This window comes from Gordonibacter sp. (assembly GCF_036667095.1).
Lineage (GTDB): Bacteria > Actinomycetota > Coriobacteriia > Coriobacteriales > Eggerthellaceae > Gordonibacter.
In genome coordinates this window covers 1-14,945 of record NZ_JAVWUP010000057.1, presented here as the reverse complement: position 1 = coordinate 14,945, position 14,945 = coordinate 1, and the positions used below count along the sequence as shown (strand labels likewise).

19 protein-coding genes and 2 tRNA genes are annotated in these 14,945 nt (G+C 59.3%); 6 read left to right on the top strand and 15 right to left on the bottom strand.

Annotated elements, in window-relative coordinates; translation table 11 throughout:
• Positions 1–304: 304 nt before the first annotated feature.
• The 12 genes from RR842_RS07095 to RR842_RS07040 all read right to left on the bottom strand — a co-directional run bounded on the left by RR842_RS07095 (position 305) and on the right by RR842_RS07040 (position 9,357).
• Entirely contained in the window at positions 305–1,234 is a 930-nt protein-coding gene (locus tag RR842_RS07095; protein WP_332729334.1) for an energy-coupling factor transporter transmembrane protein EcfT, read from the bottom strand.
• A gap of 172 nt (positions 1,235–1,406) precedes the next feature.
• Complete coding sequence (locus RR842_RS07090) at positions 1,407–1,778, bottom strand: hypothetical protein (protein ID WP_332513994.1); 372 nt, start codon at positions 1,776–1,778, stop codon at positions 1,407–1,409.
• Positions 1,779–2,130: 352 nt separating this feature from the next.
• Positions 2,131–2,775, bottom strand: coding sequence for a 50S ribosomal protein L17 (rplQ, locus tag RR842_RS07085; RefSeq protein ID WP_332513996.1), 645 nt, complete (start codon positions 2,773–2,775; stop codon positions 2,131–2,133).
• A gap of 13 nt (positions 2,776–2,788) precedes the next feature.
• A complete protein-coding gene (locus RR842_RS07080; protein WP_332513998.1) occupies positions 2,789–3,742 on the bottom strand; it encodes a DNA-directed RNA polymerase subunit alpha in 954 nt (317 codons plus the stop codon).
• 29 nt (positions 3,743–3,771) lie between these two features.
• The gene (rpsD, locus tag RR842_RS07075; protein WP_332513999.1) at positions 3,772–4,398 is read right to left on the bottom strand and encodes a 30S ribosomal protein S4; all 627 of its coding nucleotides are present in this window, start codon (positions 4,396–4,398) and stop codon (positions 3,772–3,774) included.
• Between the two features lie 19 nt (positions 4,399–4,417).
• Positions 4,418–4,816, bottom strand: a complete 399-nt coding sequence (gene rpsK, locus RR842_RS07070) for a 30S ribosomal protein S11 (protein WP_332514002.1) — start codon at positions 4,814–4,816, stop codon at positions 4,418–4,420.
• 10 nt (positions 4,817–4,826) lie between these two features.
• Complete coding sequence (gene rpsM / locus RR842_RS07065) at positions 4,827–5,195, bottom strand: 30S ribosomal protein S13 (RefSeq protein WP_332514003.1); 369 nt, start codon at positions 5,193–5,195, stop codon at positions 4,827–4,829.
• 18 nt (positions 5,196–5,213) lie between these two features.
• Positions 5,214–5,327 (bottom strand): 50S ribosomal protein L36, encoded by a 114-nt coding sequence (gene rpmJ, locus RR842_RS07060; protein WP_006363204.1) that lies wholly within the window; start codon positions 5,325–5,327, stop codon positions 5,214–5,216.
• 160 nt (positions 5,328–5,487) lie between these two features.
• Positions 5,488–5,706 carry a translation initiation factor IF-1 gene (gene infA, locus RR842_RS07055; protein ID WP_009306918.1) on the bottom strand — a complete coding sequence of 73 codons (219 nt, stop codon included), beginning with the start codon at positions 5,704–5,706 and terminating at the stop codon, positions 5,488–5,490.
• A 291-nt stretch (positions 5,707–5,997) separates the two neighbouring features.
• On the bottom strand, positions 5,998–6,579 hold the full coding sequence (locus RR842_RS07050; RefSeq protein WP_332514006.1) for an ECF transporter S component: 582 nt from the start codon (positions 6,577–6,579) through the stop codon (positions 5,998–6,000).
• Positions 6,580–6,680: 101 nt separating this feature from the next.
• Positions 6,681–7,718, bottom strand: coding sequence for a TAT pathway signal sequence (locus tag RR842_RS07045; RefSeq protein ID WP_332514008.1), 1,038 nt, complete (start codon positions 7,716–7,718; stop codon positions 6,681–6,683).
• A gap of 130 nt (positions 7,719–7,848) precedes the next feature.
• On the bottom strand, positions 7,849–9,357 hold the full coding sequence (locus tag RR842_RS07040; RefSeq protein WP_332729333.1) for a helix-turn-helix transcriptional regulator: 1,509 nt from the start codon (positions 9,355–9,357) through the stop codon (positions 7,849–7,851).
• 121 nt (positions 9,358–9,478) lie between these two features.
• Between RR842_RS07040 and RR842_RS07035 the strand changes: the two genes are divergently transcribed.
• The 3 genes from RR842_RS07035 to RR842_RS07025 are packed head-to-tail and all read left to right on the top strand — an operon-like array spanning position 9,479 to position 10,910.
• Positions 9,479–10,405: an FAD:protein FMN transferase gene (locus RR842_RS07035; protein ID WP_332514012.1), complete on the top strand. Its 927-nt coding sequence runs from the start codon at positions 9,479–9,481 to the stop codon at positions 10,403–10,405.
• Between the two features lie 51 nt (positions 10,406–10,456).
• Positions 10,457–10,678 (top strand): hypothetical protein, encoded by a 222-nt coding sequence (locus RR842_RS07030; protein ID WP_332729331.1) that lies wholly within the window; start codon positions 10,457–10,459, stop codon positions 10,676–10,678.
• Positions 10,679–10,682: 4 nt separating this feature from the next.
• On the top strand, positions 10,683–10,910 hold the full coding sequence (locus tag RR842_RS07025) for a hypothetical protein (protein ID WP_332521847.1): 228 nt from the start codon (positions 10,683–10,685) through the stop codon (positions 10,908–10,910).
• Positions 10,911–11,008: 98 nt separating this feature from the next.
• Here the strand turns inward: RR842_RS07025 and RR842_RS07020 are convergent.
• A tRNA-Gln gene (locus RR842_RS07020) sits at positions 11,009–11,082 on the bottom strand.
• A 68-nt stretch (positions 11,083–11,150) separates the two neighbouring features.
• Positions 11,151–11,226: transfer RNA gene (locus tag RR842_RS07015), tRNA-Lys, on the bottom strand.
• A 223-nt stretch (positions 11,227–11,449) separates the two neighbouring features.
• Here RR842_RS07015 and RR842_RS07010 point away from each other — a divergent pair.
• Complete coding sequence (locus RR842_RS07010; RefSeq protein WP_332729329.1) at positions 11,450–11,890, top strand: universal stress protein; 441 nt, start codon at positions 11,450–11,452, stop codon at positions 11,888–11,890.
• Positions 11,891–11,894: 4 nt separating this feature from the next.
• On the top strand, positions 11,895–13,145 hold the full coding sequence (locus RR842_RS07005; protein WP_332729328.1) for an MFS transporter: 1,251 nt from the start codon (positions 11,895–11,897) through the stop codon (positions 13,143–13,145).
• Here the strand turns inward: RR842_RS07005 and RR842_RS07000 are convergent.
• Positions 13,142–14,572, bottom strand: coding sequence for a helix-turn-helix transcriptional regulator (locus tag RR842_RS07000; protein ID WP_332729327.1), 1,431 nt, complete (start codon positions 14,570–14,572; stop codon positions 13,142–13,144). The genes RR842_RS07005 and RR842_RS07000 overlap by 4 nt on opposite strands.
• 250 nt (positions 14,573–14,822) lie before the next feature.
• Here RR842_RS07000 and RR842_RS06995 point away from each other — a divergent pair.
• On the top strand, positions 14,823–14,945 hold a 123-nt coding region (locus RR842_RS06995; RefSeq protein WP_332729335.1), incomplete at its 3' end, for a twin-arginine translocation signal domain-containing protein.

Here is a 14,945-nt window from a genome sequence, read left to right as displayed (position 1 = left end):
ACTCGATTTGTCCACGTCGAACTAATCCCCGATCGTTTCGAGACCTAATTCCTTATCTGCAAGGAATTCGCGAGTTTCTGGCAGGTTTTGCGAGATATTCGTCATTTTCAGGTACTTCGGCCTAGCAGAACACCGCGCCTAAATTGCTGCTTTGCGTTTTCCCTGATCAAAGCGTTATAGCCTGACGTCACCTCAAAAAGTGACTTTGCGCAATGACAAATATCTCCTGTTTTCTGCCAACTTAAGCGTATGCCATCGCGCGCGCAGGACACTTCGAGTAGCGCCCTGCACATCCGCTTCCGCACTAGAACGCGACGGAAAGCACGATGCAGATAACCAGTCCCACCACCATTGCAACCGCGCTCTTCGCCGAGAAACGCGTGCGCGCAAGCGAGGTGCGCTTGTCGTCGGACATGCCGTAGCAGCGAGCATCCATAGCGATGGCTAGAACATCGGCGCGACGAAACAATCCGACGAACAGGGGAATAAGCACCGTCTGCCACGCGCGAAGGCGCCGCCACAGGCCACCCTCGGAGAAAGCCGCACCGCGCGCCCATTGGGCATCGTGCACGCGGCCGAACTCCTCTGCCGTCACCGGGATGAAGCGCAGCGCCAAAGAGAACACCATGGCAATATCGTCAACCGGAACGCGAAGGCGACGCAACGGGCGCAGGAAACTGGCCAGGGCATCGGTAAGCTGGGTGGAGGTCGTCGTGTAAGTGACGACCAGGCTTCCCACCACCAGCAGCACAATGCGGACGGCGAAGAAACAGCCGCGAGCAAAGCCCGCCGGGACGAAGCCGAACGATCCGACAAGCGGCACCGGCACCCAGGCAGCGAACACGCCAGCCGACACATCCCCCAAGCTACTCGCAGGCCCGGAAACCTGAGACACGTCAAGTGAGAACCCATTGAACAGCACGGCGAACGCTGCAATCACGTACACCGGCACCAGCATGCCGAAGAAGCGGCTTATACGGATGCCCGAAGCCACCGCAACGGCGGCGAACACTGCGGCGCAAAGTCCCAAGCCCACCCACGTATCCACGAAGAACAGCGTTGCCGAAAATGCAGCAAGCAGCACGATCTTCACGCGTGCATCACAGGTGTGAACGAACGAAGAGCCGGGGATATAAGAACTGACGTCGATTCTCATGCAGGCCAGTATAGCGGATAAACCCGCAGCACGATGCCGCACCTTATCCAAGAGGGTGACCGTACCTTGCTCGCTCATACTGGAACCGACTTAGGAACACAGCAGGTCGAAGCAGGGCTGTTATGGTCTATGGTAGGAGCTGGCGGCTCCAAGCGCGATGACCGCGCACTGGACAACGTGCAACGGCTGCCTATCGCAAGAACCGCCGACAGCGCATGGCCCGCCTACGTGGACGGACCATGCGCTTGCCTTACTTCGAAGTCTTGTCGCGCTGGGCGTCGAACAGGTCGACCATCGTATCTTTGACATGCCCGAACAGTACCGGCACCTCACGGATCACGTCGCCCGCCGCCTGCTGCGTGTGCTTTGCAACTTCGCCGGGCAGACTCTGGACATGCTCTCCCACGTCGCCGAGAGCGTCTTGAGCATGGTGGCCCACCTCGCCGGCCATATCCTTGGCATGGCGACCTACTTCTCCGGCCATATCCTTTACTTGATCTCCCACGTCGCCAAACGCGTCGACAGCATGCTGCTGCACCTCGTCAGCCATGTCCTTCACGTGCTGGCCGACAGCGATTTTCTCGACAGGTGCTTTCTGCTTTTTGCTCGTGGAATCCGTCATGGTGCACCTCTTTCTCGGTAAAACGATGTGCGGCACCAGCCGCGTCTATTAATCGATTTATATGGTAGATCAGAAGGCACGCCGGCATCACCACCGCTTAGAAACGAGTTGTTGACGCACTGGATACCTACGGCATAAGGCCAGTTCGTCAAGGTCTGAAATATGCTTCAAACAGCCGGCACAACATACCGGCCGGCAATAAACCCGGCCAACGGCCGCGCAGACGAAAGAGGCGAGCAACGAGAAAACCGATTCTCAACATATCCATCACTTCAGGACATATGCTCGACACATCACCAAAAAGCGAGGGCCCGTAGGCCCCCGCTCTCATTTCGATGCTTGTCAAAAAAGGCTATTCGGCCTTCTTCTCCTCGGCAGCAGCCTCGGCCTTGTCAGCGGCAGCTACCGCCTCTTCAGCCTCGGCAGCGGTCTCGGCAGCCTCGACAGCCTCTTCCACCTTGCCCTCGGCGTCGGCAGCCTCGACAGAAGCCTCGGCCTCGGCCACGATGGCTTCCTCGGTCGCCTTCAGGTCCTCGGCAGCCTCTTTGGCCTCGTCAGCCTTCTCGACCTTCTTAGGAGCAGCCTTCTTCGCCGCCTTCTTCGCGGCAGGCTTGGCCTCCTCCTTAGACTTCACCGGCTCGGTCACCATTTCCATGATAACCATAGGAGCGCGGTCACCCTTGCGGGGACCCAGCTTCATAATGCGGGTATAGCCACCCGGACGATCCTGGAACATACCTTGCGCGACCTTCTCGAACACCTCGCGCACCAGCTCCTTGTCACCGCCCAATGCAGCAATGGCCAGACGGCGGGAATGAAGGTCGCCCTTCTTCGCCCACGTGATGATCTTGTCAACATCGGGGCGAATTTCCTTCGCGCGGGACTCGATCGTCTTGATGCGATCGTTCAGCAGCAGCGCGATGACCAGGCTACGCTTCATGGCCTTGGTGTGGCTGGTGTCGGTGCCCAGCTTGCGCCCCTTCTTGTAGTGTCTCATGATCTCGTATCTCCTAAAGCTTCAAATTGAGGTCCATGGAAATGAGCTTGTCCTTCACTTCCTCGATGGACTTCGCACCAAAGTTCCTAATGTTCAGCAAGTCGTTTTCGGAGAACTCGACGAGCTGGCGGACGGAATGGATGCCGGCGCGCTTCAAGCAGTTGTAGGAACGGACGGAAAGGTCCAGATCCTCGATCTGCTTGTCCAGCTCGGCATTTGACTCCTGCCCCTCGGGCGCGAAGATGGACGGTATCTCGCCGCCTTCTTCCTCGTCGACCACCGCGGACAGACCCAAAAACGCCCCCATGTACTGGTTGATGATGTTGGCGGCACGGCACACGGAATCCACTGGTGCCAAGCTGCCGTCGGTCTCAACCTCCAGCACGAGCTTGTCGTAGTCGGTGCGCTGACCCACACGGGTGTCGGTGACGTTCAGCGTGCACCGGCGGACCGGCGAGAACAACGAGTCAACATGGATGACGCCGATGGGGTCCTCCGTGCGCTTGTTGCGCTCGGCGGACACATAGCCGCGACCCACCCCGATACGGATAGTCATGTCCAGCTGGCCGCCATCGGCAACCGTAGCAATGACATGATCCGGATTCACCAGCGTGAACTCCGTGGGGATGTCCAAATCGGCACCCGTCACCGTGCAGGGGCCCTCGGCGGACACATGCGCCGTAGCCTCCTCGATATCCTCGTTGAGCGCAGAGAACACCAAGCCCTTCACGTTCAGGACGATATCGATAATATCCTCGATGACGCCCTCGGCCGTTGCGAACTCGTGCTGCACGCCCTCGATCTGGATGGCGGTCGCCTTAGCGCCGTCAAGCGACGAGAGCAGCACACGACGCATGCAGTTGCCCAGCGTATAGCCGTAGCCACGCTCGAGCGGTTCCACTATGAAACGCGCGACAGTGTCGTTGACTTCTTCCGTTGTTACCGTAGGCCTCATGAACTCTGTCATGTTTTGTGAGCCTCCTTACTATGCCGCGATTATTTCGAGTAAAGTTCGACGATGAGCTGTTCGCGAATGTCCAAATCGATTTGATCGCGTTGCGGAAGCGCAAGCACGCTGCCCTGCAGTTTCTCGATGTCCACCTCGAGCCAAGCCGGCACCTGGACACGCTCGCTGGAGATGAGCGCGCTCTTGATGACCAGCAGATCCTTGGCCTTGGGGGCCACAGCAACCACGTCGCCGGGGCGCACGCGGAACGACGGGATGTCGACGCGGCCACCGTTCACCGTGATATGACCGTGACGCACCTGCTGGCGAGCCTCGGCACGCGACTTAGCGAAACCAAGACGGTATACGACATTGTCCAAACGGCTCTCCAGGATGCGCAGCAGGTTCTCGCCCGTAACGCCCATCTGGCGGTTCGCCATGTCATAGTAGTGACGGAACTGCTTCTCCAGCACACCGTAAGTACGCTTAGTCTTCTGCTTCTCGCGCAGCTGATTGCGATATTCGCTTTCCTTCACGCGCTTTTTGCCAGCTTCACCGGGCGCGTAGTTGCGGCGCTCGATTGCGCATTTGTCCGTGTAGCAGCGATCGCCCTTCAAGAAGAGTTTCACGCCTTCACGACGGCACAAACGGCAGTCTGGTCCAGTATAACGAGCCATAATACTCCGATCCTTTCAGTTACACGCGACGACGCTTGCAGGGACGGCAACCGTTGTGCGGGATGGGTGTGCAATCCTGAATGCTGGAAACTTCCAGGCCGGCGGCCTGCAGCGAGCGAATGGCCGTCTCGCGACCCGAACCCGGGCCCTTAACGAACACTGCCACCTTGCGCAGCCCGTGCTCCATGGCCGTCTTAGCGGCGGCCTCGGCAGCCATCTGCGCGGCGAACGGCGTGGACTTGCGAGAGCCCTTGAAGCCGACCGTACCGGCGGACTGCCAGGAGATCACATTGCCCTGGGGATCGGTGATGCTCACAATGGTATTGTTGAACGTAGACTTGATGTGCGCAGCGCCTACGGCGATGTTCTTACGCTCAGAACGCTTGATGCGCGTGCGTACGTTTTTCTTAGCTGCCACTTAAGCTACCTCACTTTTTCTTTCCGCCGATTTGCTTACGAGGACCCTTGCGGGTACGCGCGTTCGTGTGCGTACGCTGTCCGCGAACGGGCAGGCCGCGACGATGGCGCAGGCCACGATAGCAACCGATCTCCATGAGGCGCTTGACGTTCTGGGAAACCTCGCGGTGTAGGTCGCCCTCCACCTTGATGTTTTCCTGGATATAGTCGCGAAGCTTCGACAGATCGTCCTCCGTGAGGTCCTTGACGCGGACACTGGGATCGACGCCGGTTTCGGCGAGGATCTGCTTGGAGGTGGTCAGGCCGATGCCGTAAATGTAGGTCAAGCCGATTTCAACGCGCTTGTCGCGAGGAAGGTCGACACCAACAAGACGAGCCATAGATGTTTCTCCTCTTTCCTAGCCCTGACGCTGCTTGTGGCGCGGGTTCTCGCAAATAACGAGCACCTTGCCGTGGCGTCGGATGATCTTGCATTTGTCGCACATTTTCTTGACCGAAGGACGTACCTTCATAATTCAATTCCTTTCGGTTATGCACATTCATTGTTCTATGTAGCACGCCCAGCCGCAGGCGATCGTTTTCTTACGTACTTTTTACTTACTGTTGCTTTGCACACTGTCATGAGCACACAGAATACGCATACCCGGTTCACGAGTTGCGCACATATCACCGTTATTTGAAGCGGTAGGTGATGCGTCCTCGGTTCAGGTCGTAGACGGACAGCTCCACCGTCACCTTGTCGCCCGGCAAAATCTTGATGTAGTGCATGCGCATCTTGCCGGATATGTGGGCCAATATCTTGTGGCCGTTTTCGAGCTCCACCCTAAACATAGCGTTTGGCAACGCCTCGAGGACGGTCCCCTCGAGCTCGATAACATCTTCTTTGGTCAAAAGTGCTCCTTCAAGCAATACGTCATTAAACAGCAATCGTAAATGATACCAAATTTTATCCAAATTAGGCAAGAGAAAAATAGCGCGCAGAAAACCCACAAACCAACGGGTTCGAAACTGCCTGCATGCCAGGCGTGCGGTTTGAAGCCGCGCGGTTCGAAGTGCAGAAGCGGAACCGCCAGGTATTCGCGCGAAGCGCAGCCGCCTTGTCGGCTCTTGACGCAAACAGGGTGCCCTCTCGAGTACCTACGTCTTCAGTGTCATCACATTCTAAACTATTGCGGCGAAGGATCAAGAACGATTTTGCCCCGAAGCCGAAAGACCTCCCGGCTGATCTTCGAGAAGCATTGCCAGCTTGTGGTACGACGCAATGGCCACAATGGAGTTCGCCAACGCTTTGAACACGTTGAACGGAAGCAAGGCCGGCAGTATCAGAGCGGCAGTCTCCTCGTAGGACACACCCGCATACGGCGGCATTACCACGAAGTTCAGGCAGATGGACACCGCCGTTGACACCAATACCCCAGCAGCGCACCCTAGAACCGCATGCGACAGGCACGGCTTACGACGGTATACAGTGCCTACGACCGTGATAAGCGACACCGTGGCCATGATGTTCATAAACGCGCCCAACGGGTCGGTGAGAAGGTGCGGAAGCCACGATGCGACGGCGACGGCGATGCCGATCCACGATCCGTACAGGATAGTAGCGAGCAGCGACACAATGCCCGACGGATCGTATTTCAGCCACTCGGCACCGGGCACCACCGGAAACTCCACGAAGCTGAGCACCATTGCCATGAAGATGAGCAGCACGATGGCGGCTATTTGTTTCGGCGAGCGCTCCCGCCATCCATTCGGCAATCCGTCCATATATCCGCCTCCTCGGCTCTCCCCCATTATAGCAAGCAAAGCGAAAGCGAGCCGGCGTGCTGGAGGGCCGACCCGCTTTCGCAAAGAGAGGTGCGCTACCGCTATGCCGCCTTGGCGGCCGAGACGGCAGCCTGCACGTACCCAGCGGCGTCAACCAGCGTAGCACCCGACACCGCGTCGGGGCCGCTGACCTTCACGTCACCTATCTTCTGTCCGGCCAAGAACGATTCGATGGAGGTTATGGAATCGAGCCAGGGTGTCGTGGCCTGCGCCTTCTCCTTCATCATGGCGCTGTATATCTTGGAGTTCACCGACTTAGACATAAGCGCCATACCCTCGGCGTACCCTCCGGCAAACGCCGCATCGGAATTGGGCACGGGCACGAGACCGTTGGTAGCGGCGCTGATAAATTGGAATTCGTCGATGTTGGAAGCCACCAGCACGTCGCCCTGCACAAGGGTGACTGCTTCCGTGAATGCCTTGTCGCCATGGGCAGCCGCATCGATACGTCCCATTTTGAGATCCGACCCGTCACCGGTGTACGTGCCGGTCGCGACATGGTCGCCGCTTTCAGCAACTTGCGAGACCAACTTGAGGTAGTTCGGCGCGTCCACCAAGGTAGCCCCCGACACGGCATCGAGGCTCGTCTTCGTCAATTCCGAAGCCTTCTTGCCCACGCAGTAAGCCTCGATGGCGTGCATGGATGTCAGCCACGGGGTGGTGGATTGCGCCTTCTCTTTCATCGAAGCGGAATACGCCTCGTTGTTTGCCGCTTTCGACATAAGCATTTTGCCCGATGCATACCCGGACGCGAACCCAGCATCGGAGTTCGGAACGCCGGTAATGCCCGCAGAATCGGCTGCCGTGAACTGGTAGTCGTCCATGCTGACAGCGAGGATAGTGCCGTCATCGGCCGTGGCTACGACGGCGCTCGTAAAGCATTTGTCGCCGTGCGCGGCACCATAGCCGCGATGGAGCGTAACGGTTTTCGATGCCTGGCCCGCATCGGATGCGGCGGGCGAACCTCCCGCTTGGGCACCAGCGCTGCTAGCCGCACACGAGCTGAGCATGCCGGCACCGGCAGCACCGAGCGCTACGATGATGCTTCCCTTGAAAAAATCACGACGCGTAAGTTCCATGATGGCCTCCTAGTATATCCCGGGCAGTGCCGCCACCATACGGTCTTTTCTCTGCCGTAGCTATCGTCAAAACGAGGGAACTTGGCGTTTTATCAGGAACTTTATCTCTAAACGAAAAGGGGTAGAGCGCTCAGGAATCCTCAGAGATCCCTTCGTCCAGGAGTTTGAACAGCTCTTCGCGCGAGGTTACGCCCAGCTTGCGATAGATGTTCTTACGATGGCTGCGCACCGTCGACTCCGCCACCGTCAACTCGTCTGCTACGAAAGCCGACGTATGACCACGCCCGAGCAACAGCAATATCTCGGCCTCACGCAGGGTGAGGCGATAGGCTTCCGTCAGTTCGGCGCAACGACGGACGTACCCTTCCTGAGCATCGCCCTCGCCCGACTCGACGGCGTTGATGCCTTCCAGTATCACATGCCACAGCCGCGAGCTGGGAGTGACCATGAGCGCTGCGGCCAAGGTCACGAAGAGCACGAGAAGCACGTGATACAGATAGTCGCCGAGAACGCCCGTGCTAACGCTTGCACCTGAAAGCAGGCACACCACGCACCCGATAATGATCATGATGCCGGCAGCCGGAAGGGCAAGGGAGCGCATGTGCCCCGCCATGGCAACGAGCATCGCCGACATAACCAACGCGTAAATCGTGCAGAACGCAAGCGAGCCCACCATCATCACCGTGTGCTGCCACGCCGCATCGGCGAATGCCGTCGCGGCGAATGCCGCAAAGGCGACAAGGGGCAAGAAAAAACGGTAGGAGAAGTTGATGAGCGCCTGATCCGTCTTAAAACGCAGAAGGACAAGCATGGCCGCTACAGCAAGAACCCCCGCCAACGACAGGGGAGCCACCTCCCACGAGATGGCTCGGGGCAGACCGTTGCCGGCAACGAACAGCAGCAGCGTGGCGAACGGCATCACCACGAAGAAGAGTGCACGGGCAAGCGGCGTCTTAAAATCGGAGGTACCCTCCACTACCGAAACGTCCAAATGCCCGAATACATCCCACCAATTCACGCCTGCCTGGATGGCGCGCTCGTCCTCTCGCTCGGTACGAAAGAACAGGCGTGCGCACCCTATCGCGGACAACAGCGCGGCCGCCGTCAGCAGCACTCTGGCAAGCGGCGCGCCCATCAGCTGCAAAAGCGAAGAGCCGCCGAACAGGCAGCAGGCGGCCACCCATACCACCCGCAATGCGCTCTTGAACTCCATCACATGCAGCCTGCTTACCCATACAAGGCACATGATGGCCGCACCGAACCCCATCGCAAGCCCGCTCGCCGCCTCGACGAGCGACCCATCGAGCACGCTGAAGCTCCAAAGATCCAGCAGGCCGTATCCCGCCACATAGCAGACAAGCGCCAGTACCATAATGGCGCGGCTCACGCGCGCATGAGCCGTTTTAAGCAGACAGACGAATAAAAAGGCGAGCGCCGTGAACATAGCGGCCAGCGACAATGCACTGGCAAACGGCACCGATGGCAGAAAAGACCAGGAGCTTGCAGTCGACGCCGTCATGCTGCGCCACTGCTCGAGCACGGGGAGAAACAACGGTGCACTCAGACAAAACGCATAGAAGGCAACGGTATCGAACGCGTCGAATCCTTGGATGATGCCCGGTTTTCGCGATCTCGCCACACATCCCCCCTTGCCGTCCGCTTACGGTGCTTACACCGATGATACACCGCCCGCGTGACAATAGCCGAGGAAAAGTATACTGTTCCAGTAGCGTATTATGAGACAGCGTGAAGGAGGCGGCATGATTTCGCGGGATTTCTTTCGATTCAACACCACGAATACCATCAGCGCAGATATCGATGACGAAGCCGTGCTTGACGAAGCCGTCGCCTGGTGCGACCGTTGCGAGCTCTTGCTCTCGCGCGTCAACCCCGCAAGCGAGCTGTTTCGGCTGAACCACGCGCAAGGATACCCCACCCTGGTTGATCCGGAGCTGGCAGCATTCATCGAAACGTCCCTGTCGTATTGCCGCCGTACCGACGGCCTGTTCGATGTGACCATGGGAAGCGCTACGCAGCTGTGGGATTTCAAACAGCAGACGGTTCCCTCTGCCGACAGTCTAGCTGCAGCATTGCAGCAGGTGGATTACCGAAACATTGCAGTAGAAGGCTCGGTGGTGACGCTGCACGACCCGTGCGCTTGCGTCGATTTGGGCGGCATCGCGAAGGGCTATATTGCCGATGGCCTCTTAGCACTTCTGAGAAAGCGCGGTGTCAGGCATGCCCTGGTCAACCTAGGCGGCAACGTGGCCGTGATGGGAGGAAAGCCCGATGGGTCTCCTTGGCGCGTGGGCATCCGCAAGCCCCTCCCCTCAAGCACGCTGCCGCTGCTCGACGCCTTCGCCACCGTCGACGTGCGTGATGGATCCGTGGTAACAAGCGGCATTTACGAGCGCGCGTTCGAGAGAGACGGAACGCTGTACCACCACATCCTCGACCCGCGTACCGGGCGTCCCGCAGCTACCGACCTACTGAGCGCCACCGTGGTGTCGAGCACCTCGCTTGACGCCGACGGCTTTACCACCGCGCTCGTCATCATGGGTGCCGACCAGGCCTTGGCCTTCGTCGAAAAGGACCCCGCTCTCGAGGCCGTGCTGGTAACAAACCAAGGAGACGTACTGGCAACGTCTGGCATCGGGAGCGACCTGCCGTTCGAACTGATCGGATGAAAGCCGCCAACGGGAACGCACCCGCATACGAGAACGAGCGGCCGCGAACAGATGCAAGCCAAAGCAGAGGCATTGCTCGCAGCTAAAACAGCGGCTGCGGAAGGGTTCGAGATCTCGCACGCTTGCATTCCCCTGGATATGGGGGATGTCTGCGACTTTTCCTACTGCAAAGCAGGCATCCAGCGCAGCGACCTGGTGGCGATTCGCCAGTCGATGAAGCTGTCTCCCGGCATGGAATGCACAACACGATTCCGCCGATTCGCAAGGAGCTAGCATCATGGATGCATTCGACATTGCGCTGCTCATGGCCAATCAGGACACCGGAAACCCTCTCAAGATGAGGTACGGCACCGTCGTCGCCGTGGACGACTCCGATCGGATTCCAGTTATGCCCGATGGGCAGGTGGAAGCCGTTTCCGCCTTGAGGTGCTGTCGCCCCAACTTAGAAGATCACGTGATCATGCCGCCTTACGAGGTTTTCGATATTTGGATTCGCACATCATAGCGATAATCCAAAAAGCGGGAGCGGGCCGAGTTAAAAGAAATCGGTGATCAGCCAGTTTGAGCGAGTGGTCAATTGCGGAAATGTAAACAACTTCAAACTGGCTGGGCCACCAGGATTCGAACCTGGATAGCTGGTACCAAAAACCAGAGTCCTGCCGTTGGACGATGGCCCAGTTTGAAACGGCTGTGCTCGGCGCTTGACACCGAAGCTCTCGATGCGATTGCGTGACTGACGTTGAAATGGTGGGCCGTGAGGGAATCGAACCCGCGACCTTGGGATTAAAAGTCCCCTGCTCTACCAACTGAGCTAACGGCCCACATCGCCAGCGTTGCACGCGAGAGCATATTGTACCGGGGCGACTAGGCCGGGTCAATGATTTGTTCGCACAAAAGATCAGCACAAAAGATCAGCATCACTCCGTTGGCGGCAGCATCACTGATACAATGCCACCATCCTGTAACCCAGCGGAAATATATCGGGCAGTACAATAGCAGACAGCTCCCTCCCAATCCGCCGATACAAAAAGGCAGTGATGCGCAATGTGGTGCTCGAAAATCCTCGTAGCCTACGACGGCTCGGCCCCTTCCAAAAAGGCGCTCGAAGTTGCCTGCTCTATCGCGGCGCAGGATCGAAGCATCGAGCTGGTGCTGGTGCACGTACTGAAACTCTATGCGAGCCTGATCGAAGCCGGAGTAGAAAATCTGCTGGTAGACGAGGCAAACGCAACGCGCGAAGTGCTTGAGAGCTTTGCCGACACGCTCTCCAATCCGACCCATGTCCACCTGCTGAAAGGATCTTCGCCGGCCGATTTGCTCCTGAGGTGCGCACGCGACGAGGGGTGCGATCTCATCGTCATGGGCAGCCGCGGCAAAGGCGGCGTCAAAGGCTACCTGGGCAGCATCAGCTATGCCGTGGTGCAGCAGTCCCCCATTACCGTGCTTATCGCGAAAGACGCTCCCGAGACAGGAGCGGAAGGCTAGGAACATGGCAACCGCCAAACTTTGGACAAAAGACTTCACCCTCGGCACTATCGTGAACTTCCTTTTGATGGTGAACTACTACGGGCTCATGGTAGTCGTTGCCGATTACTCCATGAAGACCTACGATGCCCCGGCAGCAGCCGCGGGCCTCGCCGCCAGCATCTTCATCATTGGCGCCTTGACGGCTCGCTTGATCAGCGGACGCGTCATGGACAAGATCGGTCGCAAGCGCCTGTTGGTCATCGGTGCCGTGGGCGAAGTAGCGTTCTCAGCGCTGTATTTGCTGGGGCCCGCATTCGGGCCGCTGTTCGCCATCCGGCTGCTGCACGGATTCGCCTACGGGATGTGCTCCACCACCATCGGCACCATCGTCACCTCGCTCGTACCCGACAGCCGCAAAGGCGAGGGGGTGGGCTACTACATGCTGTCCGTCACCCTAGGTGCCGCCATCGGCCCGTTTTTGGGCATGTTCCTCACGCAGAACGCCGGGTTCAAGCTGCTGTTCATAGTGGCTGCCGCGGTTGCGGCGCTGAGCTTGGGTGCCGCAGCCCTGCTGAAAGCACCCGAGAGCAGCCGCAGCAGCATCGAGACGAAAGCCCGCGGCATCGCCCGCGAAGAGCGCGATGAGGAGGCTTCTGCATTTCGCGTGCCGCGGCCTAACGTGAGGAACTATCTCGAGCCGAGCGTGCTGTCCATCAGCACAGTATGCGCCCTGCTGTTCTTCTGCTACTCCAGTCTTCTTGCGTTCCTGACGCCGTTTGCCGCAGAGAACGGCCTCGAAGGGCCCGCAAGCTACTTCTTCATCGTATACGCCCTTGCCACCTTCATCACCCGGCCCTTCACGGGCAAGCTCTTTGACCGCCGGGGCGACCGCGTGGTTATGATACCCGCGTTTATCGCCTTCATCATTGGCATGGGGCTTCTGTCCGGAGTGCATCAGCCGCTCGCCATGCTGATAGCTGCCGCGCTCTTGGGTTTCGGTGTGGGCACGGTGCAGGCAAGCGGCCTGGCACTGGCCGTTCGCATTGCCCCTGACGATCGACTGGGCCTGGCGAACTCGACGTTCTACATCATGCTGGACATCGGTGTAGGCATCGGCCCGCTGCTGCTGGGCATCGTGCAGCCCTTCTGGGGCTACCGCGGCCTGTTCCAAGCTATGTCGACCGTGGCCCTCATAGCGATGGCAGCTTACCTACTGGTCAGCCGTAGGCGAGGAAAGATGCGTCGAACGTTGGAAGATCAGCGGTTGCACTAGCTGGCCCGCACCTCCACCTGCTCCACCAAATCGATGAGCTCCTGCTGAGAATGAACGCCTAGCTTGGCGTAAATATTGGCCACGTGCGTCTTCACCGTGTTGCGCGACAGCACGAGGTTTTCCTGGATGAACGGGCCGTTGCGGCCATGCGCCAGCAACGCGAGTATCTCGGTTTCGCGCGGCGTCAAGCGGCCCTCCCCTGCCACGACGGCGCACTTGTCGGACAAGCCTACCGCGGCAGGCGGCGGCGCCATGACCGGTTGCGCCGACTGCACCCCATCGATGGTGGCTTGGAAGCCGAAGCCCTTGAGCACCGTCAGGTTCACGGCCACGAACACCAGCAACACCGCGGCAATGGACAGCGCCACCACAAGCGAGTTGTCCGCCGCGTTCACGCCATGCCCGATGGTGGCTCCCAACAGCAGGCCCGCCGACGAAGCGGCGCGCCCCCAAGCGATCACGGCCAGCGCATTGGTGCGGTTGCGCGCGCCGATCGAGGCCAGCGAGAGCCACACCAACGCGTCGAAGCACTCGCTGCCGGCATACAGGAGCCCGTTTGCCGCCGAGGGCAACCAGGTTTCCCCATGTCCGGTCTGCACGATCACCGCCAGAAAACCTGCCACCACGAACAGAGCCGCAGCCTGGTACAGCACGTCAGCTTTCGGCATGCGCGGCAGAAACGCCGCCGCGAACACGACCAGCAGCGGAGCCGCAGCCAAAAACGTCTGCGGAGGATTTCCCTCCACCGAACCGAACGTGAGCGCAAGTCCGTAGGCAATGCGGAAAGCAAAGATGGCAATGAACAGGTTATGGGCAAACGGCAAATACGAAGCTGGCTGCGTGATGGATGCCTCGGCCGGGGGCGTGGCGGCGCGTACGTCCTGGAGCACCTGGAGGGCAAGCGAGCGACAGAGCGCGTACATAACGAACGGCAGCACCATGATCACCAGCATGAGCGGCACCTCGCCCAGCGCCGCCAGAGGAAGGCGCACGGCATAGCTCAGCAAAAACGCGCCGGCTACGGTCAGCATGCAGGCGCGCTTGTCGAGGGTGCACAGCGACATACCGGCCATCACGACGAACCAGCGCGTAGACATACTGCGCAAGCACGAACCCGCCAACAGCAGCAAAGGCTCCATGCGGTAGATCCCCATGACGATGAGGGCGAACGAGAAGGCGAACCCGACCATGGAAACCGTGGCTAGGGTGCGATCATTGATGGACGCCGGCTTGCGCACAGCCCAAAGCGCCAGCGCAATGAACACCGCCACCCCCACCACCGACGAGGCATCACGCGCCTGCGGCAAGACGCTGTTGTACTGCGGATAGAGATACGTGTTCACCAGCCACGTGGACACCAGGTCGATGGTTACTACCACCAGACAGCGCAGCACTGCTGGCGTGAGCACGCCTTTGCCGTTGCGCATGGCCCTCCCTGCCTTCGCTTTCGGTTCGATGCCGTAAGCCTACCTCATCTCGCCCTTGTCTGACAAGGCAAAACATTCGCTCTGGTACCTTGGGGGTGAGAATCCCCGCGGCGCACGACGCGCAAAAATGGTGCCCTTGCGGTGAGGACAGACCGCCCGGCCGGCCGCATGATTGCCCCACGGCCTTGAGAACACGACGGCCGCCGTAAGGGAGCATCGAGGATGCAGGTTGTTTCAGGAGGGAACCACCATGAAGAACTTCAAAGACCAGGGATTGTCGCGACGCAGCTTTCTGACGGGAGCCGCTGCCGCAGGAGCGTTTGCCGCCATCGGGCTGTCGGGCTGCGCACCCAAAGCCAGCGCAGAAGACTCC

Bases quoted from the DNA above. Each gene is read 5' to 3' on its own strand.
- RR842_RS07095 (WP_332729334.1), bottom strand. From the start codon at position 1,234: ATGAGCGAGCAAGGTACGGTCACCCTCTTGGATAAGGTGCGGCATCGT.
- RR842_RS07090 (WP_332513994.1), bottom strand. From the start codon at position 1,778: ATGACGGATTCCACGAGCAAAAAGCAGAAAGCACCTGTCGAGAAAATC.
- rplQ (WP_332513996.1), bottom strand. From the start codon at position 2,775: ATGAGACACTACAAGAAGGGGCGCAAGCTGGGCACCGACACCAGCCAC.
- RR842_RS07080 (WP_332513998.1), bottom strand. From the start codon at position 3,742: ATGACAGAGTTCATGAGGCCTACGGTAACAACGGAAGAAGTCAACGAC.
- rpsD (WP_332513999.1), bottom strand. From the start codon at position 4,398: ATGGCTCGTTATACTGGACCAGACTGCCGTTTGTGCCGTCGTGAAGGC.
- rpsM (WP_332514003.1), bottom strand. From the start codon at position 5,195: ATGGCTCGTCTTGTTGGTGTCGACCTTCCTCGCGACAAGCGCGTTGAA.
- rpmJ (WP_006363204.1), bottom strand. From the start codon at position 5,327: ATGAAGGTACGTCCTTCGGTCAAGAAAATGTGCGACAAATGCAAGATC.
- RR842_RS07050 (WP_332514006.1), bottom strand. From the start codon at position 6,579: ATGGACGGATTGCCGAATGGATGGCGGGAGCGCTCGCCGAAACAAATA.
- RR842_RS07045 (WP_332514008.1), bottom strand. From the start codon at position 7,718: ATGGAACTTACGCGTCGTGATTTTTTCAAGGGAAGCATCATCGTAGCG.
- RR842_RS07035 (WP_332514012.1), top strand. From the start codon at position 9,479: ATGATTTCGCGGGATTTCTTTCGATTCAACACCACGAATACCATCAGC.
- RR842_RS07030 (WP_332729331.1), top strand. From the start codon at position 10,457: ATGCAAGCCAAAGCAGAGGCATTGCTCGCAGCTAAAACAGCGGCTGCG.
- RR842_RS07025 (WP_332521847.1), top strand. From the start codon at position 10,683: ATGGATGCATTCGACATTGCGCTGCTCATGGCCAATCAGGACACCGGA.
- RR842_RS07010 (WP_332729329.1), top strand. From the start codon at position 11,450: ATGTGGTGCTCGAAAATCCTCGTAGCCTACGACGGCTCGGCCCCTTCC.
- RR842_RS07005 (WP_332729328.1), top strand. From the start codon at position 11,895: ATGGCAACCGCCAAACTTTGGACAAAAGACTTCACCCTCGGCACTATC.
- RR842_RS07000 (WP_332729327.1), bottom strand. From the start codon at position 14,572: ATGCGCAACGGCAAAGGCGTGCTCACGCCAGCAGTGCTGCGCTGTCTG.